Raw genomic sequence first — 26,218 nt, 5'->3', positions numbered from 1 at the left:
AGGGGTTCGCCGTGACCGAGACCGCACACGCCCTGGGTGCATCGGGCACCTTCTGGGAACTCGTCGAACGCCGGGCCGGTCTGACCCCGGACCGCCCGTTCCTGATCCAGGACGACCGCACGCTGACCTTCGGCGAGCTGCGCGACCGCGGCGAGCGGGTCGCGGCCGGGCTGTGGGAGATGGGCGTGCGCCCCGGCGGCGTCGTCGCCTGGCAGCTGCCGACCCGGATCGAGACGGTGCTGCTGTCGTTCGCGCTGACCCGGATCGGGGCCGTGCAGTCGCCCGTCATCCCGTTCTACCGGGACCGCGAGGTGGGGTTCGCGCTGCGCGAATCGAAGGCGGAGTTCTTCGCGGTGCCGGGCACCTGGCGGGGCTTCGACCACACGGCGATGGCCGGCCGGCTGGCGACGGACCGGCCGCCGGTGGTGTTCGAGGCGTACGCGTCGCTGCCGGACGGCGATCCGTCGGTGCTCCCGCCGCCGCCCGGCGACGGCACGGCGGTGCGCTGGATCTACTGGACCTCGGGCACCACCTCCGACCCGAAGGGGGTGCTGCACACCGACCGCAGCCTGATCGCGGGCGGCTCCTGCCTGGCCCACGCGCTGCGGCTGTCGGCGGCCGACATCGGCTCGGTGGCCTTCCCGTTCGCCCATGTCGGCGGGCCGGACTACGCGGTGATGCTGCTGCTGTACGGGTTCCCGGCGGTGCTGTTCGAACACTTCGCGATGCCGGACGCGCTGGCGGAGTACCGGCGCCACGGGGTGACGGTGGCGGGCGGGTCCACCGCGTTCTACTCGATGTTCCTGGCCGAACAGCGCAAGGACCCGGGCCGGAAACTGATCCCCACCCTGCGGCTGCTGGCCGGCGGCGGGGCCCCGAAGCCACCGGAGATCTACCACGCGGCGGTACGGGAGATGGGCGTCCAGCTCACCCACGGGTACGGCATGACCGAGGTCCCCATGATCACGATGGGCGCCCCCGACGACACGGCGGAACACCTCGCCGGTACGGAGGGGCGGCCGCCCGGGGGCATGGAGATCCGGATCACCGACGAGGACGGCAAGCCCCTGCCGCACGGCACGGACGGCGAGGTGCGGCTGCGCGGGGAGGCCGTCTGCAAGGGCTATCTGGACCCGGCGGCGTCCGCGGCGGTGTTCGACGCCGAGGGCTTCCTGATCACCGGCGATGTCGGCCACGTCAGGGAGAGCGGGCATCTGGTGCTCACCGGGCGGCTGAAGGACATCATCATCCGCAAGGGCGAGAACATCTCCGCCAAGGAGATAGAGGACCTGCTGCACCAGCACCCGGGCGTCGGGGACGCGGCGGTGATCGGGCTTCCGGACGCCGAACGGGGCGAGCTCGTCTGCGCGGTCGTGGAGCAGCCGGCGGGCGCCGCGCCGCTGACCCTGGCGGAGGTCACGGGGTTCCTGCGGACCGAGGGGCTCTCCGTGCACAAGCTGCCGGAGCGGCTGGAGGTGGTGGCGGCACTGCCGCGCAACGACGCCTTGCGGAAGGTGCTGAAGTACCGGTTGCGGGAGCAGTTCGCCTGACGGGGGACGGGGGTGCGGCGGTGCGGGGGTGCGGGGGCGGGCCTCGGGGCACGCCGCCGCACCCCGGTGGTCCTACGCGTCCGGGGCGATCACCGTGAAGTAGTCGGCGAACGCCGACACCGCCCCGTCCTCCGTGATCCTGCCGTCCCGGTCCGCGTCCAGGCTCCGCGCCGCGAGCCCGGCCGTCCCGGCGTCCGCGCCCAGCACCCGGAGCGCCCGCTCCACGGCGGGTACGGACGCGCCCCCCAGGCCGTCCCCGTCCGCCACGGCGATCGCCGCGCGCAGGAAGGGGCGGGCGATCTCCGCGAAGCGCTCCGGGTTGTCGCGCAGCCGTTTCACGGCCCCGCCCACGAACTCCTCACGGGTGACGCGCTGGTCCCCGTCGACATCGGCGATGCCCGCCATGCCCTGCCAGAACGCCTCGGCCCCGGCGTAGAGAGCCTGGCCCTTGTCGCAGCGCGCCGTCGTGCCGAATTCGGCGAGCAGACGGGCCGCGGCGGCATCGAAATCCGCGCGATCGATGTATCCGTTGCCGTCCTGGTCGAAGGCGGCGAAGCGGAAGGCGATCTTGCGCTCATATTCTGCGCTGTCCATGCGGGGAGCGTACGACGCCGGGAGGCATCACGTGTCACTTACGCGCTCCACCGGTGTTACGACCCCGTCATCGCGCCCGGACACGGCCTCACGCGGAGAGCGGCCGGGACCGCTCGTCGACGGCCGCGTCCCAGTCGGGGTAGACCTCGAAGAGCCGGCGCACACCGAGGGCGGCGAGCACCCGGTTGACGTGGGAGCCCTCCTCCGCGCCCCGGGCCGGCAGGATCAGCCGCAGCCGGCCCCCGCAGGAACGCATCAGACGGCGGGCGGCGATCAGCACACCGACGCCGCTGGAGTCGCAGAACAGGACCTCGGAGAGGTCGAGCACCACATCGTGGCGGCCGACGGCGACCGCGTCATGGACGGACTGGCGCACCACGGGCGACGTCACCAGATCCAGTTCGCCGCGTATGTGCAGCACGGTCCACTCCCCCTGCACGGTCTCGGCCACTTCGAGTGTCTTCCGGGAACGTTCCTGGGCGAGCCAGGGGGCGTGGGTGGATGCAGCCGGAGGGTGGTTTCCAGGAGGGCAAGGCTTGCTCACGCGACTGGGCCTCTCGTTCCGGGGATTCCGACGATCCGGAAGTTTCCGTTCCTTCTCGCGGCTGCCCCAGCCGCACCCCTATGAAACACCGAGCGGCCTGACAGGACACGCCGGATTCGGGCAGAAATGAACACTTCAGGTCCAATTCGGTCGGCGCCGGATGAGGCATTCCCTACCATCCCAGGCCTCTTCAGGGGCGTACTTGCCGTAAAGGGACGTGCATGGTCGGCGCCGCCGACTACATTCGATGTGACGAGGGGAACAGGGCTGGGGGTCGCATGGCTAAGAACGCACCACCCCGCTGGGACCGCAAGATGCAGCAGCGGCTGGCTCGCGGTGAGGCGGCGGCGCTCGGCGAGCTCTACGACCGGTTCGCCTCGCTCGTGCACAGCCAGGCCCACCGGATGCTCGACGACGAGACCGCCGCCGACCTGGTGACCCGCGAGGTCTTCGGCTACGTCTGGGAGAACCCGGACGCGTACGACCCCAAGCAGGGCTCGATGCGTTCCTGGGTGGCCCGGCTCACGCACCGCCAGTCCGTGCGGCGGCTGCGCGAGGAGGACAGCCTCCGCGACGGCCCGGACGACGACGGCATCGGGCTGGAGGAGCGGGTGCACCGGGCCACGGCCGCGGCACGGGCCGACTACATCGTCGCGTCCATGCCCTCCCCGCTGCGGGCCGCCCTGGAACTCGCGTACATCCAGCGCCGGGACTACCGGCAGACCGCGGCCGACCTCGGGCTCACCGAGGACGAGGCCCGCCGCCGGCTCCGGCTCGGGCTGCAACTGCTCTCCACCGCACACACCCGTCCGCTCGAAGGGACGTCGCCGCCCGGATACGGACGGCCCCTGTGACCGGCGACGACGACACGAACGGGCGCGAGGACGGCGGACGCGACGACGAGGTGCGGGGCGCACGGCGCATACCCGGCCCCCGGGCCGCCGCGGACGACTTCGACCTCTCCTCCGTGCCCCTGCCACCACCCGTCCCCGCGACCCCGCCGACAACACCGGAACCGGAAACCGCCGTGGCACCACCGGACCCATCGGCCCCCTCGGACCCGCCGGTGATGGCGCACCGCGTCCTCAAGGCGCTCCTCGGCGCATGGGCGTTGGCGGCCTGCTCGGCGGAGGAGACCGAGGCCGTCGAGGCGCATCTGACCGAGTGCGCCGCCTGCGCGGACGAGGCCCTGCGGCTGCGCGACGCGGTCGGGCTGCTGCACACCGACCGCAGCCTGGACCTCGACCCGACGCTCCGCACCCGGGTGATCGACGCCTGCCTGAGCCGCCGCCCGGCCGATATCCCGGTGCCGGACTGGGCCTCCCCGTACGACGCGGAGACCGCGCGGCTCGACGCGCTGCTCCGCGACATCGGCAGCTCGGAGTGGCACGCCCCGGTGCGTCTGAAGTGGTTCGAGAGCGAGCAGGAGGTCAACCGCAAGACCACGGTCGCGGGCGTCATCGGCCATCTCATGACCGTCGACGGACTGATCGGTACCGCCCTCGACCTCGAAGTGCCGCTCGGCGACGGAACCCTCGGCCGGGGCGCCGACTGGCCGCTCTCGCCCACCGCGCGCACCGAGAAGTACTGGTCCGCGGCCCGGCGGCCGCCCACCCGCGCGGTCCGCGAGCCATGGCGCGAGCAGAGCCACACCCTCATCCGTACGGTGTCCTTCGTCGGCCGCGGGGTCTGCGAACTCTCCGTCTCGTACGGGGACTTCGCCCTGCCGCTGCACGACGCCCTGCTGGACCGGGCCTTCGAATGCTGGGTGCACGGCGGCGACATCGCGGCAGCGGTGGACTACCCGTACGAGGCGCCGTCCGCCGCCCATCTCAACCGGATGATCGACCTGGCGACCCGGCTGCTGCCCGCCGCCCTCGCCGAGCGCCGCAGGACCGGGCTGGCCGGGCCCGCCCGCCATCTGGTGACGGCCGGTTCACCGGGCCGATCGCTGCATCTGGAGGTCGAGGGCTCGGGCGGCGGCGACTGGTACATCCCGCTGGACTCCCCGGCCGCGCTCGGCTCCCCCGCCCACGCCGTGGCGCAGGTCGCTCTGGACGGCGTGGAGTTCTGCCAGCTGGTGGCCGGGCACGTGCCACCGGTGGAGGCGGCGGCCGGTCAGGAAGGGGACCGCGAGGCGATCCGCGACGTACTCTTCGCCGCGGCCTCGCTCAGCCGCCTGTAGCGCCTCCCGCCGCGGGTCCCTACGCGAAGACCACCGTGCGGCGGCCGTTGAGCAGGATGCGGTGCTCCGCGTGCCACTTCACGGCCCGCGCCAGCGCCTGGCACTCCACATCGCGCCCGATGGCGACCAGCTGGTCCGGCGTGACGCCGTGGCCCACCCGCTCGACCTCCTGCTCGATGATCGGCCCCTCGTCCAGGTCCGCGGTCACGTAGTGCGCCGTCGCACCGATCAGCTTCACACCACGGGCGTGCGCCTGGTGGTACGGCTTCGCGCCCTTGAAGCTCGGCAGGAAGGAGTGGTGGATGTTGATGATCCGGCCGCTCAGCTGCTTGCAGAGGTCGTCCGAGAGGACCTGCATGTAGCGGGCGAGGACGACCAGCTCGACGTTCTCCTCGCGGACCAGCTCCAGCAGCTGCGCCTCGGCGGCGGCCTTGGTCTCCTTGGTCACCGGGATGTGCCGGAAGGGAACGTTGTACGAGGCGACGAGCTCGGCGAAGTCCGTGTGGTTGGAGACGACGGCGGCGATCTCGACCGGCAGCGCCCCGATCCGGGAACGGAACAGCAGGTCGTTGAGGCAGTGCCCGAACCTGCTGACCATCAGCACGACCCGCATCCGCTCCGCGGAGCGGTGGATCTGCCAGTCCATCCGGAAGGAGTCGCCGATCGCGGCGAAGCTCGCCCGCAGCTTCTCCACGGTCACCGGGGCGTCCGCCGAGAAGTGGACGCGCATGAAGAACAGGCCCGTGTCGTGGTCGCCGAACTGCTGACTGTCCTCGATGTTGCAGCCGGTCATGAAGAGATAGCTCGACACGGCGTGCACGATGCCCTTTTTGTCGGGGCAGGAAAGTGTGAGGACGTACTGCTCGGGGGCGGTCTCGGCGGGCTGCGGCGCGGTCATCCCCGTAGCGTGCCACACCGGCCCGGAATCAGGCCGATCTGGTCATGATGCGGAGCACGTCGAGGGAGCGCGGCGGCGTGTCGGGGTCCTCGCCGTCGTTGCCGGCGAGCAGCACATGGGCCTCGCGGGCGGCCCGTACGGCCTCCTGCCAGCCGTGGTGCTCCAGATACGCCGACACGGGGGCGTCCGCGCCGACCTGGTGCATGATGCGCAGCACCCGGAGCACGGCGACGTCGACGAGGGCGGCCTCGTCGGCGCCGCGGAAGATCGTCCCGATGTACTTCTCGGCGGACCAGTTGTCCAGCCAGGTGTCCTCGACCAGGCGGTACACGGCGTCGGTGACGTCGCCGTACCCCTCCCGGCCGGCCAGCCAGCACTCGTGGTGGAAGACCGGGTCGGAGAGCATGTGCAGCGCCGAGCGCACGTTGCTGCGCCAGCGCCACCAAGGCATGTCATTCAGCGGCATGCCGCCCATGGTGGAGGAGCGACGGCCGCGACGGGAAGAGTTCTCCGAACCTTGCTGCACGGTCATCGATCGTACGTTCCCTTTTCCGCCCCACGCACCGGCCCCTGCAATTCACCCGGATGTCACCGAGCGTTGAGCGGGGCACACTGCGGCGTTACCCCACGGGCGGAAATGTTCCTGTCCATGACCGGACGGCTCCGCCCCACCTCCCCCCGCCCCTACAGGTTCCTCGCGAGTACGGCGGCGGCCGGGGCGTTGCTGGTCACCGGCTGCGGCGCACTCCCTGGGGCCACGGGGGGCTCCAGGGAGCCCGTCACCGTCATGACCTGGGCCCCCAGCGGCGTCGCGGGGCCGGACGTGGCGAACATGGCGGGCATGACCGCCATGGCCCGCACCTACGCCCGCTGGACCAACGACAACGGCGGGCTGAGCGGTCACAAGCTGCGCGTCGTCACCTGTGACGAGCAGGACACCTCGATCGGCGCGGCGAACTGCGCCCGGCTCGCCGTCAAGGAGAAGGCGGTGGCGGTCGTCGGCTCGTACAGCCGGCACGGGACGGCGTTCATGCCGCCGCTGGAGGCCGCCGGAATCCCCTACATCGGCGGCTACGGCGCTTCCGACGAGGAGTTCACCAGCTACAACTCCTACCCGGTCAACGGCGGCCAGCCGGCCCTGCTCGCGGGCAACGCCCGGCAGCTGGCCCGCAGTTGCGAGCGGGTGTCCGTGGTCCGGCCCGACACCCTGATCGGCGACGACCAGGCCTGGCTCCTCAGGACCGGCCTCACCGAGGCGGGCCGGCCCGCGCCCGCCGACATCCGGGCGTCGGAGTCGGCCACTTCGTACGACGAGGCCGCCGGGCCGGCCCTCCAGGCGGCGGGGGCGGCCGACGGCTGTGTGACGGCCGTGCTCGGGAAGCGTACGGAGACCTTCTTCGACTCCTTCCGGCGGCTGGAGCCGTCGTACGGGAACGTGCGGATCTCCTCCGTGCTCGGCAGCGTCGACCAGCCGCTGATCGACAGCACCGGCGGCCGCAACAGCCCGTTCGAGGGGGCCTACATCACCGGCTGGTACCCGGACGCGGGCGACGCCCGCTGGGACGGGATGCGGCAGGTGATCCGCAAGCACGCCTTCGGCGACAACCGGATCGACCCGGACGACACGGGCGTGCAGACCACCTGGATCGCGTACACGGTGCTGAAGGAGATCGTGAGGGCGATCGACTCCCCCCAGGTCAGCTCCTGGAAGCTCACCGCCGCCCTCAACCAGGGCACCCCGGCGGAGACCGGCGGCCTCACCCCGGTGCTGCGCTGGAGCTTCGATGATGTGCTGGGCTCGTCCGCGTATCCGCGGATCGTCAACACCAGGGTGACGTTTCAGGTGGTGCGCGACGGCCGGCTCGTCGCGGACAGGAAGGGATTCATGGACGTCACGAAGACGTTGTCGGACGCCAGCGCGAAGGGCTGACCTCCGCGCCCGCCCGCGTTCGCGGGGCGGGGCGACGGGCCCGCTCCGGACCCCCGCGCCCCGCTCCGCCCGGCCGTCACAGCTCCGTCGCGGCCCGACGGGTCAGCCCGTACTTCGACGCGATCGAGTTCCACAGCCCGGACGCCTGCTGCTTCGCCTTGCTCGCCTCGCCGCTCTGCACGGTGGCCTGCTGCGTCTCGGAGGTCGTACGCGCCTTCCCGTGCTTGCACACCTTCTTGCCGTGCTTGGCCTGCTCGGCCCACGCGGCATAGTGCTCGTCGGCGGCGGCGGAGGCCCGCCAGGCCTTGGTGAGGGAGGCGGTCAACTGGGCGTGGTTCGGCAGCTTGTCGACGGACAGCCCCTGGAGCCGGGTGACCAGATCGCGGCGCTGCTGGGCGGCGCCCTTCAGATCGGTCACGGCCTGGTCCAGATCCTTGCAGTTCTTCGTCTTCTCGACGGCCCCGATGACCGCGGCACGGCTGTTGTTGCTGTCCGCCAGCAGCTTGTCGAGCGCCTCGGCCTGCGGCTTCGCCGGATCGACCGCGGCCTTCGTGGCGGGCTCCTCGGCGGGTGAACTCGCCGCGGCGACCGGCTGCTTGTCGTCCTTGCCCTTGTCGTCGCCGCCGCTCATCAGCGCGCCCGCGCCGAGACCGACGACGGCGCAGCCGGCCACGACCGCCGCGATGAGCGTGACGTGGGCCCGCTTCCTGCGCGGCCCCTGCGGCTCCTCGTCCACGCGCTGGTACTGGGGCTGCTGGGACCGCGGCGGCTGCTGCTGGTGCTGCGGGGGCTGCTGGGCGCCCTGGTACTGCTGCCCGGGGTCGAGCCGGGGCATCTGCTGGGTGGCGCCCGCCGGCTCGTCGCTGCGGAACAGGTTGTCGAACTCGGCGGGCGGCTGCCGGTCGCCCGGGGTTCCGGGCCTGATGCCGTACGGGGCGCCGCCGGGGACCGGCGGGATGTACTGGGTCGCCTCGGCGTCCCCGCCGTTGCCGGGCTGCTGCTGGTACGCCTGCGGCTGCTGCTGCGACTGCCCCGCGTGGCCGAGGAACTGGGTCGACTGCGCGGGCGCCTCCGGCGGCAGCCCGCCCGGCGCGGGCCCGCCGGGCACCGGCGCGATGTACTGCGTGGCCTCCGTGTCCCCGCCCATGCTCATCCCGGGCACGGCCTCGGGCGGCAACGGCTGCGCGAACGACTGCTGCTGGTGCTGCTGCTGAGGCTGTACGGGCGGCAGCGGCTGGGCCTGCGGCATCTGTGCGTGCTGCGGGGCGGGCGGCTGCCCGTACCCCTGCCCCGGCTGCGCCTGGCCGTACTGTCCCTGCCCGTACGGGCCCTGCCCCTGGGCGTGCGCCTGGGGTTGGGGCTGCGGCTGGTACGAGGCGTCCTGGTGCGCCGCCTGCGGCCCCCAGGGCTGTCCCCACGGCTGGCCGCCCGCCGGGGCGGCCTGATCCGCGGGCCCTCCTGGTATCCAGGGCTCACCGCCACCCGCGGGCAGCACGACACCTTCGTGCGCGGGCCGTACAGCAGGGAGCTGCTGCTCGTCACCCTGTCCGCTCTGCGTCACCGGGACTCCTACGTGTAAACCTACGGAATCGTCGGCTCACGCTATCGGGTGGCTGCCGCCGTTCGCCAAGCGTGTGTTGTCACTCACCAGCCCTTCACAAGCGCTGTAACACTCAGCGCCCTCACGACGCAGTTAAGGGGCGGTCCGGACGCGTGCCCCGGTCAGGCCGCCTGGAGCTCCAGCCGGGCACCGAACTCGCGCACCGCCGACTCGTCCCCGTACGGGATCAGCCGCTGCTGCAGATCGTCCAGATACTCCGCTCCCCGGCTGGAGCGCACCGACCCCAGCAGCTCCATCGCCCGCGTGCCCGTGTGGCAGGCCCGCTCCACCTCGCGCATCTGGACCTGGGCCGTGGCCAGGAGCACCAGGCCGATGCCGCGGCGGCGGGTCCGGGACTCCGGGTGGCCGTCCAGGGACTCCTTCGCCCGGCGCGCGGCGGCCTCCGCCTGGCCGAGGTCGCGGTGGCAGTGCGCCAGCTCGTCCGCGAGATAGGCGTGGTCGAAGTGGGCGATCCAGTCCGGGTCGTCGCCCGTGCCCGGTTCGGCCTGCTCCATGGCCGTCAGCGCGCGGCCGGTCACCGTCTGGCAGGTGCGGGCGTCTCCGAGCAGGGCGTGTCCGCGTGCCTCCGCCGCGTAGAACATCGCCTCCGCCCTCGGGGTCACGCGCCCGCGCGCGCCCTCCTGCGCGGCGCGGGCCAGCTGGGCGATCTCCCGGGGATTGCCGAGCTGCGCGGCGAGATGGCTCATCGAAGCGGCCAGTACATAACCGCCGTACGCCCGGTCACCCGCCGCCTGGGCCAGGCGCAGCGCCTGGATGTAGTAGCGCTGGGCGAGCCCCGGCTGGCCGGTGTCGACCGCCATGTACCCGGCGAGTTCGGTGAGCCGGGCGACCGCCGCGAACAGCTGCCGGCCGACCGATTCGCGGTACGCCCCGGAGAGCAGCCCGGAGACCACACTGTTCAGGTAGTGCACCAGGACCGGCCGCACATGTCCGCTGCCGAACCGGTGGTCGAGGTCGACCAGCGCGGCCGTCATCGCCCGCACCGCCGCCACGTCCGACATCCCGACCCGGGCACCGGCGGCCCGTGCCACCTGCGGGTCGGCGCCGGTGATCAGCCAGTCGCGGCTGGGTTCGACGAGCGCGGAGGAGGCGACCGCCGAACCGGAAAGGAAGTCGCGGCGGCCGACATCGCTGCGCCACAGCTCGCAGACCTGCTCGATCGCGCCGATCACGGTCGGGGCGAACTGGAGGCCGACGCCGGAGGCCAGATTCTTGCCGTTGGCCATGCCGATCTCGTCGATCGTGACCGTACGGCCGAGCTTGCGGCCGAGCGCCTCGGCGATGATTCCCGGGGCCCTGCCGCGTGGTTGCTGTCCGCGCAGCCAACGGGCCACGGACGTCTTGTCGTAACGCAGATCGAGCCCGCGCTCCGCGCCGACCATGTTGACGCGGCGGGCGAGGCCGGCGTTGGAACATCCGGCTTCCTGAATGAGCGCCTGGAGCCGTTCGTTCGGCTGACGGGCGACGAGAGGCCTGGCTGCCATGTTTCCCCCTGAGGCCGCAGTGATCATTGAGCCGATCACTGCCCGGCGAATACGCGGAAAATGCACAGATTCATCGTGTTCGTCACGTGCGTCGTGTTCCTTGTCATTCATGTCGGCATATGACAGAGGCCGACCGTTCCGGACCCGCACACCGGCTGCCCGGCGGTTGCCCGTATGTGGTTACCCGCCAGGCCGGGCACCGCCTCACGCGCGCCCCCGCCCATGCATCCATGCGCCCCGTATGCCGGATCGATACGCCCTGACCGCACCCGCCGCGCCCGTAACCCCGGGCATTGGCCGTAGTTGTGCTCTGCGTGGAAGAGCCCATCGGAGTCGAAGAGCCCGTCGGAGTCGTGGAAGCCACGCAGGTCCCCCGGCAGCGGGGCGAGCAACTGCTCGACGCAGCGGTGCGGTACGCGGAGGAGCGGCACTGGGACGTGTGCCCGGGCACCTGGCTGGAGGCGGCGGAGGGAACCGAGCGGTGCTCCTGCGGCGACCCCGGCTGCACCGCGCCCGGCGCCCACCCCACCGGCCCCGACTGGGCGGGCCGGGCGACCGGAAGCGGTGCCGCGGCCCGCCGGATGTGGTCCAGGCACCCGAAGGCGTCGATCCTGCTGCCCACCGGCCGCAGCTTCGACGCGATCGACGTACCGGAGTCCGCCGGCTTCCTGGCGCTCGCCCGGCTGGAGCGGATGGGCCTGCCGCTGGGCCCCGTCACCTGCAGCCCCGACCGCCGGATGCTCTTCTTCGTGCTGCCGGGCGCGGCGGCCAAGTCGGACAGGCTGGTACGGGAGTTGGGCTGGCGGGCCGCCGCCATCGATCTGGTCGGCCGCGGCGACGGGCACTACGTGACGGGTCCGCCGACCCGGGTCGGCGGACGCGGGGCGGTGCAGTGGGCCCGCCGCCCCACCCCCGCCAACCGCTGGCTGCCGGACGCGGAGGAACTCATCGGCCCGCTCGCCTATGCCTGCGCCAGGGAAGCGGCCGACGCGCGGACCCGCCGTCAGCAGAGCGCCCTTTCGTAGGGTGGTCCCCGGAAACGGGGTCACCGAAAGGCAGTGCATCATGCAGGACCGGGCAGAGACCGACAGAGCGACGGGGTCGGGTGAGGCGGGCGGACCGGCCACGCCGCCGCCCGCCGTTCGCGTACAGGGGCTGTGGAAGCGGTTCGGGGAACAGACCGCGGTGGCCGGGATCGATCTGGAGCTGCCCGCGGGCAAGTTCATCGGTCTGGTCGGGCCCAACGGCGCGGGCAAGACCACCACATTGTCGATGGTCACCGGGCTGCTCCGCCCCGACCACGGCACCGTCGAGGTGGCCGGCCACGACGTGTGGCGCGACCCGGTCGAGGTGAAGAGCCGGATCGGCGTGCTCCCGGAGGGGCTGCGACTCTTCGAGCGCCTCTCGGGCCGCGAACTGCTCGCGTACACCGGCAGATTGCGGGGGCTGCCGGGGGCCGAGGTCGACAAACGGGCCACCCAGCTCCTCGATGTGCTCGACCTGGCGGGCGCCCAGCACAAACTGGTCGTCGACTACTCGACCGGCATGCGGAAGAAGATCGGGCTCGCGGCAGCGCTGCTGCACAACCCCGAAGTGCTTTTCCTGGACGAGCCGTTCGAGGGCGTCGACCCGGTTTCGGCGCAGACCATCCGCGAGGTCCTTGAGCGGTACACCCGCTCGGGGGCGACGGTCGTCTTCTCCAGCCATGTGATGGAGCTCGTCGAGTCCCTCTGCGACTGGGTGGCCGTGATGGCGGCCGGCGCGATCCGGGCCCAGGGCACCCTGGAGCAGGTACGCGGCGAGGCGTCGTCGCTGCAGAACGCCTTCCTCGAACTCGTCGGCGCGGGCTCCCGCGCCACCGGCGACTCCCTGGACTGGCTGGGCGGCAAGCGATGAGCGTGCTCGACGCCCCCGTGGGGGCCGCCCCCGGACCGGCCGGCAGCGGCGAGGGGCTCGTCGGCGTCTTCGTACGGCTGAAGCTGACCCTGCTGCGCAACGGGCTGCGGCAGTCGGCAGGGCGGCGGGCCGCGTACATCACCTCCGTCGTCTTCACCCTGCTGATCGCGGCGGGCCAGCTGCTCGGGCTGATCGCACTGCGCGGGCACGCCCACACGGACTCCCTCGTCGTGCTGCTGGCGGGGGTACTGGCGGTCGGCTGGGCCGTGATGCCGCTGTTCTTCCCCAGCGGCGACGAGACCCTTGACCCGAGCCGGCTGGTGATGCTGCCGCTGCGGCCGCGCCCGCTGGTGGCCGCGCTGCTGACGGCCTCGCTGGTCGGGATCGGGCCGCTGTTCACGTTCTGCCTGGCGGCCGGATCGGCGTTCGCGGTGGCGCACGGGGCGGCCGGGGCGGCGTTCGCCGTGGTGGCCGCGCCGCTCATGCTGCTGCTGTGCGTGGCGCTGGCCCGCGCCGTGGCCACGGCCAACACCCGGCTGCTGACGTCCCGCAAGGGCCGCGATCTCGCGGTGCTCAGCGGGCTGGTGATCGCGGTGGGCTTCCAGGTCGTCAACTTCGGTGCGCAGCGGATCGGGCAGGCGGGTGGCCTGGCCGCGCTCGACCCGGTCGTGGACGTGGTGCGCTGGCTGCCGCCCGCCTCGGCGGTCGGGGCGGTGGACTCGGCGTCGCGGGGCTCGTACGGACAGGCCTTCGCACAGCTGCTGCTGTCCGTCGCGGCGCTGTTCGCGCTGCTGTGGCTGTGGCAGCGCAGCCTGGTGAAGCTGATGACGGCCCCGGACGGTTCGACCCTGGCCGCCGCCGGGCCGGCCCGCGAGAAAGCGGGCAAGGGCGGCTCCCGGCTCTCCGCGCTGCTGCCCCAGGGGCGCACGGGGCCGGTGATGGAGCGCAGTCTGCGCTACATCGCACGCGATCCGAAGACCAAGGCCGCCTGGGTCACGGCGCTGGCGATCGGGCTGATCGTGCCGGTGCTCAACGCGCTCCAGGGCACCGGCTCGATGTACTTCGCCTGCTTCGCCGCCTGGATGCTCGGCATCCAGATGTACAACCAGTTCGGGCAGGACACCTCGGCGTTCTGGATGGTGGCGCTGACGATCTCGTCCACCCGGGACGCCTATCTGGAACTGCGGGCGCGGGCACTCGCGTTGCTCCTGATCACGCTGCCCTACACGATCGTGGTGACGGTGGTGACGGCCGCGGTGCTCGGCGGCTGGGATGACCTGGCGGAGGTCATGGGGCTGTCGTTCGCCCTGCTGGGCGGGATGCTGGCGACGGGCGCGGTGGCCTCGGCGAACTTCCCGTACTCGATCCCGCAGGACGGGGCGTTCAAGAACGTGGCACCGGGGCAGGCCGGGCTCGCCTGGATCTCGATCTTCGGCGGCATGGTCTCGGCGGGGCTGCTCTGCGCGCCCGTGATCGCGGTGACGATCTGGCTCCATGTCGCCGATCTGGAGCAGTGGCTGTGGCTGCTGCTGCCCGTGGGGGGTGTGTACGGGGCGCTGATCTCCTGGGTGGGGCTGCGGTTCGCCGCTCCCCGCACGGCGAACCGGCTCCCGGAGATCCTGGCGGCGGTCAGCAAGGGCTGAGCGCGTCCGCCGCAGGACCTGTCCGTGTGACTGCGTTGCTGCCTGACTGTGTTGCTGCGTCGGTGCGTCGGCGCGTTACCGCCTCACCGCGTTACGACGGGACGGGCTCGCGCTCGCCCCGGGGGTCCTCGGCGAACTGCTCCAGGAAGGGTTCGACCGCCGCGCGCCAGCCCTCGGGCTGGTCGTAGTGGACGAGATGGCCGGCGTCGGCCACTTCCGCGTACTGCCCGCGCGGCAGTACGCGGACCATCTCCTGGGCCTCCGCCCGGCCCAGCTCGCCGTCGAGCCCGCGGAGCACCAGGGTCGGGCAGCAGACCTGCGCCAGCTCCTCCCAGTGCGCGTCGAACACCCAGGTCGCGCGGGACTGGAGCATCTGGCGGCGGGAGAAGACGGGGCGCCAGCCGTCGGCCCGCTCGGCCATCACCTCGGCGAAGAACTCGCCGCGGGCCGGGTTGGGCCGCTCCACCCAGGGGTCGTCCTCGCCGAACCACTTCCGTACGTCGGAGAGCGTCGCGAACGGCACCGGCCAGGACTTGAACCAGTCCTCCCACTCGCGCTGCGAGGCCGCGCCGAGCGCGGAGGCCCGCATGTCGCAGATGACCAGGGCCCGGACGAGATCGGGGCGCTTCGCGGCGAGCTGCCAGGCCGTCAGCGCCCCCATCGAATGTCCGACGACGGTGACGGGGGCGAGGCCGAGCTGTTCGATCGCGGCCTCGGCGTCGGCGACGTACGCATCACGGGTGTACGGGCCTTCGGCCGGCTTGTCGCTGCGGCCGTGCCCGCGCTGGTCGAGGCCGACGGCCCGGTGCCGCTCCGCGAGCCAGCGGGCGGTCGAGGCCCAGTGCGCGGCCCGGCCCATCAGGCCGTGGAGCAATAAGACCCCGGGGGCGCGCTCGCCCTCCGCGCGCCCCTTGGGCGAGTCGGCGAACTCCCAGGCCGCTAGGCGTACGCCGCCGGTCCCGGTCACATCGATGCGCCGCACCATATGTCCTGGCACCCCCTTCTGGTCCTCGATCACCGCTTGATCACTGCTCGATCACCGCGTGGTCGCGTCACGCCAGACTATCGAACTCATATTCGAAAACCGCCGTCCGCCACACAACACCGCTCGTTCGAGTGACCGGCTCCAAGGATTGATGGCGGCGGCGGAGGGGAGACCTTCTCCGGGAGGCGGGCCACTCGGGGATGAGGGCCCGTGGGGATTGGCCTTGAGAGCTCGGGGCTCCAGGTCAAAGCAGGGGAGGACAGGCCCCGGCGCCGCGCGGCGCCGGGGCCCTCTGCCTTCGGCAGGAGCCGCCGGCGGCGATGCGCATCGGCGGACGGCGGCACCGGTTTCGCGGGCGGCGGTGTGCGATTCGTGGGTACTGACGCGCGATTCACGGGCGGCCGGGACCATGGCAGCCACCTTCCGCTGGGCGTGCCCGACATGCCGGACACGCCAGTACGACGGGCGCATGCGCCTGCTCCCTCCCCGACCGCGCGGCCAGTCGGCCGACACTCTCAGGTATGCCTCAGCCACAGCCTGGCACGCGATCCGTCCGGGCGCTGCAATTCCGGGCGGAAAAACGGGGAGCGGACATCACGCTTCAACGTCCGGGCGGCGCCTCGGCGGCGGCATCCGCTCGGGGGCGCCCGTCCAGCGGTGGTTCCCGGCGGACAGGCCCCGGGGTCTGTCCGCCGGTTCAGGGTCGAGCAGGGCGGGCGCTCAGCGCTTGCCCACGAACACATGCGAGGCGACCTCGGCGTCCAGCTCCGCCGCCTCGCCGCTGCTGCCGACCAGCACGCCGCCGGGCGACTGGGTCACGCTGACCACGGAGCCGGGCTGCACACCCGCGCGCCGCAGCGTGTACATCAGCTGGGCGTCCGTCTGGATCGGCTCACCGATCCGGCGCACGACCACCGTCTTGCCGTCGGCGCCCGGGTCGAGCTCCGACAGGCTCACCATGCCCTCGTCGAGGAAGGGATCGGCCTCGGCCTTCTCGCCCAGCTCCTCCAGGCCCGGGATCGGATTCCCGTACGGGGACTCCGTCGGATGGCGCAGCAGCTCCAGCACCCGCCGCTCCACCGCCTCGCTCATCACATGCTCCCAGCGGCATGCCTCGGCGTGGACCTGCTCCCACTCCAGGCCGATCACATCGACGAGCAGGCACTCGGCGAGCCGGTGCTTGCGCATCACTCGCGTCGCGAGGCGGCGCCCCTCGTCGGTCAGCTCCAGGTGCCGGTCGCCCGCGACCTGCACCAGCCCGTCACGCTCCATGCGTGCCACCGTCTGGCTGACCGTCGGACCGCTCTGGTCCAGCCGTTCCGCGATCCGGGCGCGCATGGGGACCACGCCTTCCTCTTCGAGTTCGAGGATGGTGCGGAGATACATCTCCGTGGTGTCGATCAGTCCGGACATTCGTGCCCCTCGATGCTGTGACATGAAAAACGTCGTGCGCTGGCCCTGCCCCAATTCTGACGCATACCGCTGACAACCGTGCCGCACCGACCGAACACCGTGCAGTGGCGCCGCGTGGGCGGTATTGACAGGCCACTGGTCCAGACCGCAACGTGATCCGCGGCACGGACACCCATGAACACTTTCTCCCGCCGGAAAGGGCCTCCTCGATGAGCGACAGCAAACTGGCCGGTCAGTTCTTCGATGCAGCGATCGGCCTGCTGGAGCGGGTACGCGACGAGGAGTCCGGCAACATCGCGGCCGCCGGTGCCGCGATCGCCGACACCGTCGCGGCGGGCGGCAGGCTCTTCGCCTTCGGCGCCGGGCACTCCTCGCTCGCCGCGCAGGACGTCGTCTACCGGGCGGGCGGCCTCGCCCTGATGAACCTGCTGGCCGTACCAGGGGCGGTCGGCGTCGACGTCATGCCCGCGACCCTCGGCTCCGCGCTGGAGCGGGTCGACGGACTGGCGGGCGCCGTGCTGGACTCCAGCCCCGCCACGGCCGGCGACGTCCTCGTGATCATCTCGCTCTCCGGACGCAACGCGCTTCCGGTGGAGATGGCACTGAACGCGCGGGCGCTCGGCCTGAAGGTCATCGGCGTGACGTCGGTGGCGTACGCGGACGGCACCCGGTCCCGGCACAGCTCGGGCGGCTTCCTGCGGGACCACTGCGACATCGTGCTCGACAGCAAGATCGCCATCGGCGACGCGGAGCTGACCCTCGACGGGATCGAGGCGCCGTTCGCCCCCGCGTCGACGGTGGTCACCAGCGCGTTGATGCAGGCCATGATGGCCGCCGCGGCGGAACAGCTCGTGGAGCGGGGGGTGGAGCCGCCGTTGCTGCGGTCGGGGAACGTCGACGGCGGCCACGAATGGAACGGACGCGTCATGGCGGAGAACCGGGACCGGATCTTCTACCGCAACGGAAGGTGACCGGGACCGCCGGACGGGCCGGGTGCGCCTCGGTCGTTCCACTGCTTGTGGACGCACTCATCCCGTACCCCCGCAGGACGCATCCGGCATTTCCGCACGTCGGACCATTGGACCCGAAGGTGGCCCGGCACACAGCGACTTCCCGGAAATCGGCCGGCCCATTAATTCGCTTGTGCGGCGCCGGGGAGGTTCCTAGGCTGCTGCCACACGTGAAAGGAGGTGTTCCGGAAGTGATTTCTTCTCGGGCTCGTGAGGTGGCTGCGGGCTGACGCCCGTTGTCGCGCTCTTTGCAGTGCAGGCCGGTCATCGGCCAATCCCAAGCAGTCACCGACCCGCAGGCTCGCCGGTAAGTCCGGCCGGCTCCTCCGCAAGGAGGGACCAGAGCCTGCGGGTTTCTGCATGTCCGGAGGGCTTTCTACGGACCCGGGCGCTGTCCGGAGGGTTTTCCACGGACACAAGAACGGTCCGGAGGGTTTTCCACCGACACAAGCGCGGTCCGGAGCGTCTGCTACGGGCACAGGCGCTCGACGCGCCAGCCCTTGCCGACCCCCTCGCGTACGTACCTCAGCCGGTCGTGCAGCCGGTTCTCGTGGCCCTGCCAGAACTCGATCGTGTCGGGGACGACGCGGAAACCGCCCCAGTGCGGGGGCGCGGGGACCTGTTCGCCCTCGGGGTAGCGGGCCGCCAGTTCCTCGTAGCGGGCGAGCAGCTCGTCGCGGGAGCCGATCACCGTCGACTGGGGGCTCGCCCAGGCGCCGAGCTGGGAGCCGTGCGGGCGGGTGCGGAAGTAGGCGACCGTCTCGTCGCGGCCGGTCCGGTCCGCCCTGCCGGTGACGATGACCTGGCGGGCCATCGGGTGCCAGGGGAAGAGCAGCGAGACGTACGGGTTGGCGGTCAGCTCGCGGCCCTTGCGGGAGTCGTAGTTGGTGAAGAAGACGAAGCCGCGCTCGTCGTACTTCTTCAGCAGCACGGTGCGGGAGGACGGCCGGCCCTCGGGGGTGGCGGTGGAGACCACCATGGCGTTGGGCTCGTGGAGCAGCCCGCCGACGGCGACCTGCCGGAACCAGTGGGCGAACTGCTGCATCGGGTCGGCGGCCAGCGTGTCCTCGGTGAAGCCCTCGGAGCGGTACTGCTCGCGCATCGCGGCCGGATCGGTGGTGGAATCGGAGGGAGAGTCTGCGGTGGGCACGGAGTCATCCTGCCGCAGCGGTCGAGCCGGTCCGGCAAGGAGGGGCGTGGGAAGGACGAGGAGCGGTCCGGCGGCGGCGAGGCGGCGCCGATTCGGGGTGCTGTGCCGGATGTCACGCTTCCCCGCGTCAGGGGAACCCGCCAGTATTTTGGGGCAGGCCGCTGTGGCCTCCGCAGAGCCGTCGACCGAGGGAGCCGCCATGTCCGACTTCGTACCGGGACTAGAGGGAGTCGTCGCGTTCGAGACGGAGATCGCCGAACCGGACAAGGAAGGCGGTTCGCTCCGTTACCGGGGTGTCGACATCGAGGATCTCGTCGGCCATGTGTCGTTCGGAAACGTCTGGGGACTGCTGGTCGACGGGGCGTTCAACCCCGGTCTGCCGCCTGCCGAACCGTTCCCGATCCCGGTGCACTCCGGGGACATCCGGGTCGATGTGCAGTCCGCGCTGGCGATGCTCGCCCCCGTGTGGGGTCTGAAGCCGCTGCTCGACATCGACGAGGAGACGGCGCGCAACGATCTGGCGCGGGCCGCCGTGATGGCGCTGTCGTACGTCGCCCAGTCGGCGCGCGGGCAGGGGCTGCCGATGGTCCCGCAGAGCGAGATCGACAAGGCGCAGTCCGTGGTCGAGCGGTTCATGATCCGCTGGCGGGGCGAGCCGGACCCCAAGCATGTGAAGGCCGTCGACGCGTACTGGACTTCGGCCGCCGAGCACGGCATGAACGCCTCGACGTTCACCGCCCGCGTCATCGCGTCGACCGGCGCCGATGTGGCGGCGGCGCTGTCGGGTGCGGTGGGTGCGATGTCGGGGCCGCTGCATGGTGGTGCGCCGTCCCGGGTGCTCGGCATGATCGAGGAGATCGAGCGGACCGGCGATGCCGTCGCGTACGTGAAGAAGGCCCTGGACAAGGGCGAGCGGCTGATGGGCTTCGGGCACCGGGTCTACCGGGCGGAGGACCCGCGGGCGCGGGTACTGCGGCGTACGGCCGAGGAGTTGGGCGCACCGCGCTTCGAGGTGGCGCAGGCGCTGGAGAAGGCCGCGCTGGAGGAGCTGCACGCGCGGCGCCCGGACCGGGTGCTGGCGACGAACGTGGAGTTCTGGGCGGCGATCATGCTGGACTTCGCGGAGGTTCCGGCGCACATGTTCACGTCGATGTTCAGCTGCGCGCGCACGGCGGGCTGGTCGGCGCACATCCTGGAGCAGAAGCGGACGGGGCGGCTGGTGCGTCCGTCGGCGCGGTACGTGGGTCCGGGGCCCCGCGATCCCCGGGAGATCGAGGGGTACGACCAGCTCGCGAATCTGGCCAACTGAGGCCCGGGCCGGCCCCCGGGCAGGTCCGCAAGGTCTCACCCGGCCTGCGTGTCCATACGCCTGGACCGACTACACGGCGTTGGTACTGAACGACGGCGCCCTTCACTGGTGCAGTGGGGGCGCTGTCATGTCCGCGAAGCCGTGACGGCGGCGCGTCCACGGGCCGGTCGGGTCGTCTCCCGCACGGTCTACAACGGCCGACGCGAACGGAGCCTGTGCTACCTGCCGAAAAGGCGTCAGTTCGATACCCCATGGGAATGGACTGTCTCGCGTCGTGAGGGGGTAACGAGTGCGGACTCATCCACTGCAAATACGGCGTCACACCGGTCGCGGACGCCGGCATCGTGGGTGGCAATGACCACAGCACATCCGCCCCGGCTCATCTCGTGAAGGATGTCGACAACCATGGAGGTATTGGCATCGTCGAGGGCGCCGGTCGGCTCGTCTGCCAGCACCAGGTCCGGCTGCTGAACCACGAGACGGGCCAGAGCCACGCGCTGCTGCTCTCCGCCGCTGAGGTGGCAGATCTTCTCTCTCCCTCGCCCTGCCAGACCGACGCGATCAAGGGCCTCAGCGATAGCCGTGGCGGCTGTGCCTCGCAGTGACCTCTGCAGCCTTGTGACTACTTCCAAGTTTTCATCGACAGTCGCATTCTCTATCAGGGCGTATTGCTGGAACAGATAGCCGAGAGTATCGCGGCGGAACCGGAGAATATCGCGTCGACCGAATCGAGTGATATCGCTCCCCTTATAGTGAATTTTACCGCCGCTTGGCTTTTCGAGCAGGCCGAGACAATTAAGGAGGGTTGACTTACCTGATCCACTGGGGCCGACCAGCGCGAGCATTTCACCACTTTTGGCGGTGAAGTTGACATCGCGCCACAAGGTCCGGGCATCGAAAACTTTCGACAGATTCTCAATATCGATCACAGCATACTCCGACTGACTGGAGGGATTTCACACATGAAGAGCTCAGACCTCGGTTGCGCCTCCCCGCATGATGCGGCCGTGGAAGAATGCAAGGGCAAGTAGCACAGCCCCGAATTCGAAAGCGACAAGCCCGGTGATGACACTGATGTCAAGTGCAGTGATGCGGATGGGCTCAAAGGGGGCGGGCACGCCGTTGGCAGCATACTTTTTCAGTTCCTGATGTTGCTGCCATGCGACGAAAGGAACTCGGGTGGCGAAGATGACCGCAATTGCCGCTTCGACGGCGAGGATGAAGCGGTGGGTGGCGATGTACCGCCAGCCGCTGATACGTTTCGCGAATATGACCTGTGCATTCTTGCGCGCATAGATGAGACAGACACCCACACCAGCGATAAGAATGACGATCACGGAAACGATTAGGTTGAAGATCTGCAGCCGGAGTTCCCTGACTGAATTCCTGAGGTCCAGAGCGGTCTTCTGCGCGACCGGACTTACGGCGTTTATATAGTTCTGCAGCTTCTCCGTCTCTATGCCGTTCAGTACATCATCGGGGTTGGGGAAGACCACGCCGGCCTGAGTGGCGTAGGCGGTGTAGGCGCTGTCCGTGAGGAAATGCGATCCGTTGGGGACAACGATGAGGACGGGGTCGCGCACCAGGGATCTGTCTTCGTCCGGTCCGTGTGCGGCGTTGTAGACGTAGGCGCCGGTGTTGTAGCCGAAGAGATTTTGCCCCGCCTTGCTCGTCAGCGTCTCGAGCGGGATGTGCTGATTGAGATTCGGATCAATGATCCGGGAAGCTGCTTTGCTGATCGTCGGCGCGTGAGCCTTCAGGGATTCGGGAACGATGACCCGTACGGGTCGCGTGTCGGGGTTCTCATCGCTCTGGGCTGCAGAAGTGTATCGGCGTCCCGCCGGACCGGTGACTGGCTGTTTGCCGAGATAGGTGTCATTGACGATGAGGATCTCACCGGTCGGCAGATGTGCGTCCGGTGCGGAGATCTGGAGATCTCTGCGCCCGGCAAGAATGACTTTGCCCTGCCTGTCGGCTTGGCGCAGCCATGGGCCCACGCGTTTGTCCACCTGGTCCATGTCCACGGCGAAGGCGCCGTTGATACGGATCGAGACCGCCTCTCCTACGGTGCGGTAGGCGTCCTGGTTTTCCTGGCGCATCAGTACGTCCCGGCCCGCGAGGGTGGCATTCGTGGCAATGCTGAGAGTGAGTAGCAGAGCGGGGATGCGCACAAGGTAGACGCTGATGGATGCCCCCCGTGAGGGCAGCTCACCCTTGAGGGCACGCAGTACGTCGACCTTGAAGGTCAAGGCGAGCACTGCGAAGTGGGTGGCCAGCGCCACGAATACCAGGAGGACGGTGATCACTGCGGCCACCGAAGTGAACAGCCCCAGCCAGGCGAGGCTGTTGTAGAAGCCCAGGAAGGCAAGCGTCGCAGCCACCACGATGCCGGCTGTCGCCAGCCAGAAGACCGCCAGCTGGCGCAGATCGCGGACGAGGATGCCGGTGAGGGACATGCCCTGCAGTCGCAGAACCCCGTAAGCCTTCGCGTTGAGGAGCACGCTCGCGCCGGTCATCGTCAGCGCCGCAAGGGCGACCACGCAAAGGGCCCGGAATAGAGGGTCATCCGTGTATCTGTCGGAGAGTTCGGCGTACGACAGGGGATGGGAGACGCTTGCTTTCATGCCGAGGCCGGCGAACGTGGCGCTCAAGGCTTCTGCGTCCGCAGGTGATCCGAACACGTAGTAGGGACCGCGTGGATCCTGCTGTGCGATCTCGGAGAGCAGACGCACTCGCGTTTCGTAGCTGCTGCTGAACGCCGGGTAACCGTTGTCCAGCCATTCCGCTGTCAGAGAGCTTGGGCTGCCCGGAGTCACGTAGAGATTCCGCACGCCGTCGGGGTTCTTCAAATCGGTCACATCGCGAGCCACTCCGACTCCGCGCTCGATCGCGAACGACTCGACGGCTCGGATGACTTGAGCAGCGCTCGTTGACTCGTCGGAGTCGAATACATCAACCAGCGCCGAGTTTCCCAGCGGCGCACTCTCATCCAGCCCCCGCACGAACAGAAAGGCGAGAACTGCGGAGAAGGCCAAGATGGCGGCGTGAACGAATCGTATACCTCGGTGCAGCATCGGATACCTCGGTCGAGGGCGCTCTGCGAGCACGTCCGGGAGAGTTCAGGCGGTGAAAACAGCTGTGGAGGCAAGCAGGACCCGCCTCCACAGCTGGACCGGGCCAGGTAAGCGCGAGCGGCGCCACCCGCGCATACCTAAGCCCTAGATGCGATCAACCGGACTAGCAGGAGCTCTTGTAGTAGTAGCTGATCGCGCCGCCGTTCTTCGAGCCCGAGGCCAGGGACCAGTTCCCCTTGGCGGTGCAGCCACTGGCGAAGGTCACGCTGCCGATCTTCACCGAGGACGCGTGGCTGTTGGTCGGGTGCGTGTAGTTCGACCACGCCGTGTTGGCGCCCTGGTCATAACTCCACTTGCCGCCACCGACGTCGACGGTGACGGCCAGAGCCGGCGTGGCCGCGGCGAAGAGGAGGCCCGCCGTCACGACGGCCGCCTTGATACCAGTTCTCTTGTTCATGATTGATCCCCTTTTCATCATGACCGTTGGTCTGGACGAAGCAAGATCCTGATGCAGAGCGTGGTCATGAGGCAACCGTGCGAACACGTGACCTAACTAACCTCATGCATATGTGAATCGCCACGTGCCACCGATGCTGTAGTGATAGCCGCGCGGGAAGAGAAGGGGAAAGAAAGCGTCTCGGGCTGCGAGAACGCCCTGGTGGAGCTGCGCACCTGCCCGGCCGCTCGGCTCGACCCGGCAGTTTTCGCCGTCACAGAGCGTGGTCCTGACCAATTGGCCGAAAAGAGCGAGACAAGCCGGTCACGCGCTGGCAACCTTGATCGCGAACGCCTTCAAGAGGGCCGCACACGGGGGTACTGCGGTGCATACGATTCCTGGCCGGTGAGTTGCCTTCCTGCGCTTGGCACTCCGCCCTATTCGACAGCCACTCCAGAAACCCTCCTTGATGACCACTGCTCGCACCTTGCGTTCGTCGCCCCGTTCCCCGGGGACCGGAACGCTGTCCATGACATCTCCAGCCGGCCCCGAGCGTCGCCGTACTCTCACCTGGTTGATACCGATGCTGTGGACTTTTTCCCTCGGCCTATGGGGCCTGTCACGGCAGGGCAGCGTGTGGCGGGACGAGGCCGCGACCTGGCAAGTGGCCCAGCGCTCCACGGCTGAGATTTGGCACATGCTGGGGAACGTCGACGTCGTGCACGGCTGCTACTACCTGCTGATGCACGCACTGTTTGAATGCTTCGGCCCCAGTACCACCGTCCTGCGGCTGCCTTCAGTTGTCGCCACGGGAGTAGCGGCGGCGTGTGTGGGGCTAATTGGCCAACGGCTGGCCGGTATGTGGGTGGGCTTGGCCGGAGGGCTGGCTTTCGGACTGGTTCCGGCCGTGCAGTTCTATCTCCAGGAGGGGCGGCCGTACGCCTTGGTCGCAGCCGGGGCCGGAATCTCCACCCTGCTACTCGTGACCCTGCTGCAGGGACGCGACCGCACGGTGTACTGGGCTGCCTACGGCGGCATTGTCGTGATGAGTGGGCTTTTGAACTGGCTCTCGCTCATGATTCTCCCGGCACACTTGGCGACTCTGGTCTGGAGCCGGGCCGACCACGCAGTGTGGAAACGCTGGACTACTGCTGCCGCGAGCGCAACGGCCTGTGTCCTGCCGTTGGTCGTTTTCAGTCGAGGCCAGTCCGCCCAAATCTCCTGGATCCCACCGCTGACCTGGCACATGCTCATCGGCCCGGCGGTCCTGCTGGCGATCGGTGGAGTCGGCGCACTACTGGATCTGCCCCGGGCAGGCCGACTGTCGGTGGCAACCGTCGCACTGCCGCTGCTGGCGGTCCCGCAGATCGGCCTCATCGGGCTTTCTCTGATCCAGCCGTTGTTCCTGGACCGGTACGTCCTCTTCAGCCTGCTGGGGTTGGCGCTGCTGATCGGCACGGTGATCGGCTCGGCGGTACAGGCAGTGAAGCCGCGGCACCCGAGAGCGGCGATGGCAGTTCTCCCCGCAGTGCTCGTCGTGGCGATGGTGGCATTGTTGCCTCAGTCGCTGGCCAAGCGATCCCCTTCGAGCCGGGTGGACGACGTCCTGGCGGTAGCCTCGAACGTGCGGCAGTTGCAAGAGACCGGGGATGCGGTGCTCTTCATTCCGTCGGCGCGTCGGGACACCAAATCCGTCTCCCCGAGCGTCTTTTCTGGTCTGCGAGACATTGCTCTGGCGCAGAGCCCGGAGAAGTCCGGGACCCTTAAAGGCGTGGAGGCGACCCCGGATCAGATCCGTGCAGCGATGCTGGCCCAGCACCGGATCCTGCTGGTGACGGACACGCCTCAGGTGGCGAGACCGGTGACAGCCGAGCGGGACAAGATGAAGGCTTACGTGCTGAAGAAGTACTTCAGGGTCGTGGCTGACGAGCAGGTCCGCGGACGAAGGGTGACGGTGTATGAAAACCGCTCGACCGGGTGAGGCGGCCGGACACCTCGAACCGCTGTGGCTGCCTCGCTCGCCGTCACTCGGTGTCCCTGTCCCGGCAGTACTGCGGCGCGCTGGGCAAACGCTCGCCCTGCCAGGTCGGGGTCAGCGCCCACGCCGTCATCGACCAGGCCTCGTGCCCGCTGTCGTGACGGCTGTTCGTGCCACCGGAGTGGGACGACCGCGACGATGTCCGCTGGGAGCGGACCGGTCTCCCGCCGGAGGCCAGGCACGTCGAGAAGTGGCGGCCTGCTATCGGCATGCTGGACGAATCGACCGCCTGGGGGCTTGCTCCGCAGGTCGTCGTCGCTGACGCCGGCTACGGCCAGTCCGCAGCTTCCGCCATGCTCTGCGCTCCCGGTGCCTGGACCACATCGTCGCCGTGCGTGGGGACGAGACGGCCCACCGCTTCGACGCAAAACCGGTGACGCCCGCCTGCGGCGGCGCAGGCGGACGCACCCTGCCCTGCTACCAAGTCCTCGACATCGTCCAAGACCCGATACAGGCCT

At 69.9% G+C, this 26,218-nt stretch carries 22 protein-coding genes and 1 pseudogene; 11 read left to right on the top strand and 12 right to left on the bottom strand.

Annotated features, from left to right (window positions below; all coding sequences use genetic code 11):
- Window positions 1-11: 11 nt before the first annotated feature.
- Complete coding sequence (locus tag ABZY11_RS00960) at window positions 12-1,550, top strand: AMP-binding protein (RefSeq protein WP_356477049.1); 1,539 nt, start codon at window positions 12-14, stop codon at window positions 1,548-1,550.
- 72 nt (window positions 1,551-1,622) lie between these two features.
- Here the strand turns inward: ABZY11_RS00960 and ABZY11_RS00955 are convergent, their stop codons facing one another.
- Both ABZY11_RS00955 and ABZY11_RS00950 read right to left on the bottom strand, forming a co-directional pair.
- Window positions 1,623-2,144 (bottom strand): EF-hand domain-containing protein, encoded by a 522-nt coding sequence (locus tag ABZY11_RS00955; protein WP_356477048.1) that lies wholly within the window; start codon window positions 2,142-2,144, stop codon window positions 1,623-1,625.
- Window positions 2,145-2,232: 88 nt separating this feature from the next.
- On the bottom strand, window positions 2,233-2,595 hold the full coding sequence (locus ABZY11_RS00950) for an STAS domain-containing protein (protein ID WP_356477047.1): 363 nt from the start codon (window positions 2,593-2,595) through the stop codon (window positions 2,233-2,235).
- Between the two features lie 371 nt (window positions 2,596-2,966).
- Here ABZY11_RS00950 and ABZY11_RS00945 point away from each other — a divergent pair, with 371 nt between their 5' ends.
- Together ABZY11_RS00945 and ABZY11_RS00940 are read left to right on the top strand one after the other, a co-directional pair.
- Entirely contained in the window at window positions 2,967-3,542 is a 576-nt protein-coding gene (locus tag ABZY11_RS00945) for a sigma-70 family RNA polymerase sigma factor (RefSeq protein WP_356477046.1), read from the top strand.
- Entirely contained in the window at window positions 3,539-4,873 is a 1,335-nt protein-coding gene (locus ABZY11_RS00940) for a zf-HC2 domain-containing protein (RefSeq protein WP_356477045.1), read from the top strand. Before ABZY11_RS00945 ends, ABZY11_RS00940 begins: the two co-directional genes overlap by 4 nt.
- Before the next feature lie 19 nt (window positions 4,874-4,892).
- Here ABZY11_RS00940 and purU read toward each other — a convergent pair whose 3' ends face one another.
- Together purU and ABZY11_RS00930 are read right to left on the bottom strand one after the other, a co-directional pair.
- On the bottom strand, window positions 4,893-5,771 hold the full coding sequence (purU, locus tag ABZY11_RS00935) for a formyltetrahydrofolate deformylase (protein ID WP_356477044.1): 879 nt from the start codon (window positions 5,769-5,771) through the stop codon (window positions 4,893-4,895).
- Between the two features lie 28 nt (window positions 5,772-5,799).
- Window positions 5,800-6,303 carry a hypothetical protein gene (locus ABZY11_RS00930; RefSeq protein WP_356477043.1) on the bottom strand — a complete coding sequence of 168 codons (504 nt, stop codon included), beginning with the start codon at window positions 6,301-6,303 and terminating at the stop codon, window positions 5,800-5,802.
- Between the two features lie 117 nt (window positions 6,304-6,420).
- Between ABZY11_RS00930 and ABZY11_RS00925 the strand changes: the two genes are divergently transcribed.
- Window positions 6,421-7,701 carry an ABC transporter substrate-binding protein gene (locus ABZY11_RS00925; RefSeq protein WP_356477042.1) on the top strand — a complete coding sequence of 427 codons (1,281 nt, stop codon included), beginning with the start codon at window positions 6,421-6,423 and terminating at the stop codon, window positions 7,699-7,701.
- Between the two features lie 76 nt (window positions 7,702-7,777).
- On the opposite strand, the gene ABZY11_RS00920 is transcribed toward ABZY11_RS00925, so the two are convergent.
- Both ABZY11_RS00920 and ABZY11_RS00915 read right to left on the bottom strand, forming a co-directional pair.
- Window positions 7,778-9,262 carry a hypothetical protein gene (locus ABZY11_RS00920; RefSeq protein ID WP_356477041.1) on the bottom strand — a complete coding sequence of 495 codons (1,485 nt, stop codon included), beginning with the start codon at window positions 9,260-9,262 and terminating at the stop codon, window positions 7,778-7,780.
- Window positions 9,263-9,423: 161 nt separating this feature from the next.
- Window positions 9,424-10,806 (bottom strand): transcriptional regulator, encoded by a 1,383-nt coding sequence (locus tag ABZY11_RS00915; RefSeq protein ID WP_356477040.1) that lies wholly within the window; start codon window positions 10,804-10,806, stop codon window positions 9,424-9,426.
- Window positions 10,807-11,120: 314 nt separating this feature from the next.
- Here ABZY11_RS00915 and ABZY11_RS00910 point away from each other — a divergent pair, with 314 nt between their 5' ends.
- Genes ABZY11_RS00910 through ABZY11_RS00900 form a run of 3 tightly spaced genes read left to right on the top strand, consistent with a single transcriptional unit; the run spans window position 11,121 to window position 14,345 of the window.
- A complete protein-coding gene (locus tag ABZY11_RS00910) occupies window positions 11,121-11,831 on the top strand; it encodes a bifunctional DNA primase/polymerase (protein WP_356477039.1) in 711 nt (236 codons plus the stop codon).
- Window positions 11,832-11,871: 40 nt separating this feature from the next.
- Window positions 11,872-12,702 (top strand): ABC transporter ATP-binding protein, encoded by an 831-nt coding sequence (locus ABZY11_RS00905; RefSeq protein WP_356477038.1) that lies wholly within the window; start codon window positions 11,872-11,874, stop codon window positions 12,700-12,702.
- Window positions 12,699-14,345, top strand: a complete 1,647-nt coding sequence (locus tag ABZY11_RS00900) for a transporter (protein ID WP_356477037.1) — start codon at window positions 12,699-12,701, stop codon at window positions 14,343-14,345. Before ABZY11_RS00905 ends, ABZY11_RS00900 begins: the two co-directional genes overlap by 4 nt.
- 91 nt (window positions 14,346-14,436) lie before the next feature.
- Here ABZY11_RS00900 and ABZY11_RS00895 read toward each other — a convergent pair whose 3' ends face one another.
- Entirely contained in the window at window positions 14,437-15,330 is an 894-nt protein-coding gene (locus tag ABZY11_RS00895) for an alpha/beta hydrolase (RefSeq protein ID WP_356477081.1), read from the bottom strand.
- A 720-nt stretch (window positions 15,331-16,050) separates the two neighbouring features.
- Complete coding sequence (locus tag ABZY11_RS00890; RefSeq protein ID WP_356477036.1) at window positions 16,051-16,743, bottom strand: metal-dependent transcriptional regulator; 693 nt, start codon at window positions 16,741-16,743, stop codon at window positions 16,051-16,053.
- Between the two features lie 209 nt (window positions 16,744-16,952).
- Here ABZY11_RS00890 and ABZY11_RS00885 point away from each other — a divergent pair, with 209 nt between their 5' ends.
- Complete coding sequence (locus ABZY11_RS00885; protein WP_356477035.1) at window positions 16,953-17,714, top strand: SIS domain-containing protein; 762 nt, start codon at window positions 16,953-16,955, stop codon at window positions 17,712-17,714.
- Between the two features lie 508 nt (window positions 17,715-18,222).
- On the opposite strand, the gene pdxH is transcribed toward ABZY11_RS00885, so the two are convergent.
- Window positions 18,223-18,855, bottom strand: a complete 633-nt coding sequence (gene pdxH / locus ABZY11_RS00880; RefSeq protein ID WP_356477080.1) for a pyridoxamine 5'-phosphate oxidase — start codon at window positions 18,853-18,855, stop codon at window positions 18,223-18,225.
- Window positions 18,856-19,102: 247 nt separating this feature from the next.
- Between pdxH and ABZY11_RS00875 the strand changes: the two genes are divergently transcribed.
- Window positions 19,103-20,212 carry a citrate synthase 2 gene (locus ABZY11_RS00875; protein WP_356477034.1) on the top strand — a complete coding sequence of 370 codons (1,110 nt, stop codon included), beginning with the start codon at window positions 19,103-19,105 and terminating at the stop codon, window positions 20,210-20,212.
- Between the two features lie 236 nt (window positions 20,213-20,448).
- Here the strand turns inward: ABZY11_RS00875 and ABZY11_RS00870 are convergent, their stop codons facing one another.
- The 3 genes from ABZY11_RS00870 to ABZY11_RS00860 all read right to left on the bottom strand — a co-directional run bounded on the left by ABZY11_RS00870 (window position 20,449) and on the right by ABZY11_RS00860 (window position 23,743).
- Entirely contained in the window at window positions 20,449-21,141 is a 693-nt protein-coding gene (locus ABZY11_RS00870; RefSeq protein WP_356477033.1) for an ABC transporter ATP-binding protein, read from the bottom strand.
- Window positions 21,142-21,183: 42 nt separating this feature from the next.
- Window positions 21,184-23,247 (bottom strand): hypothetical protein, encoded by a 2,064-nt coding sequence (locus ABZY11_RS00865; RefSeq protein ID WP_356477032.1) that lies wholly within the window; start codon window positions 23,245-23,247, stop codon window positions 21,184-21,186.
- Window positions 23,248-23,449: 202 nt separating this feature from the next.
- Window positions 23,450-23,743, bottom strand: coding sequence for a lactococcin 972 family bacteriocin (locus tag ABZY11_RS00860; protein WP_356477031.1), 294 nt, complete (start codon window positions 23,741-23,743; stop codon window positions 23,450-23,452).
- Window positions 23,744-24,305: 562 nt separating this feature from the next.
- On the opposite strand from ABZY11_RS00860, the gene ABZY11_RS00855 reads away from it, so the two are divergent.
- Both ABZY11_RS00855 and ABZY11_RS00850 read left to right on the top strand, forming a co-directional pair.
- Window positions 24,306-25,703 (top strand): glycosyltransferase family 39 protein, encoded by a 1,398-nt coding sequence (locus tag ABZY11_RS00855; RefSeq protein ID WP_356477079.1) that lies wholly within the window; start codon window positions 24,306-24,308, stop codon window positions 25,701-25,703.
- Window positions 25,700-26,137: pseudogene (locus ABZY11_RS00850) on the top strand (transposase). The gene ABZY11_RS00855 and the pseudogene ABZY11_RS00850 overlap by 4 nt, the downstream one beginning before the upstream one ends.
- Window positions 26,138-26,218 lie beyond the last annotated feature (81 nt).

The sequence above is a fragment of the Streptomyces sp. NPDC006510 genome, assembly GCF_040611955.1.
Taxonomy (GTDB): domain Bacteria; phylum Actinomycetota; class Actinomycetes; order Streptomycetales; family Streptomycetaceae; genus Streptomyces.
The sequence above is the reverse complement of the archived record's forward strand: the minus strand, read 5'-3'. Positions and strand labels throughout refer to the sequence as shown.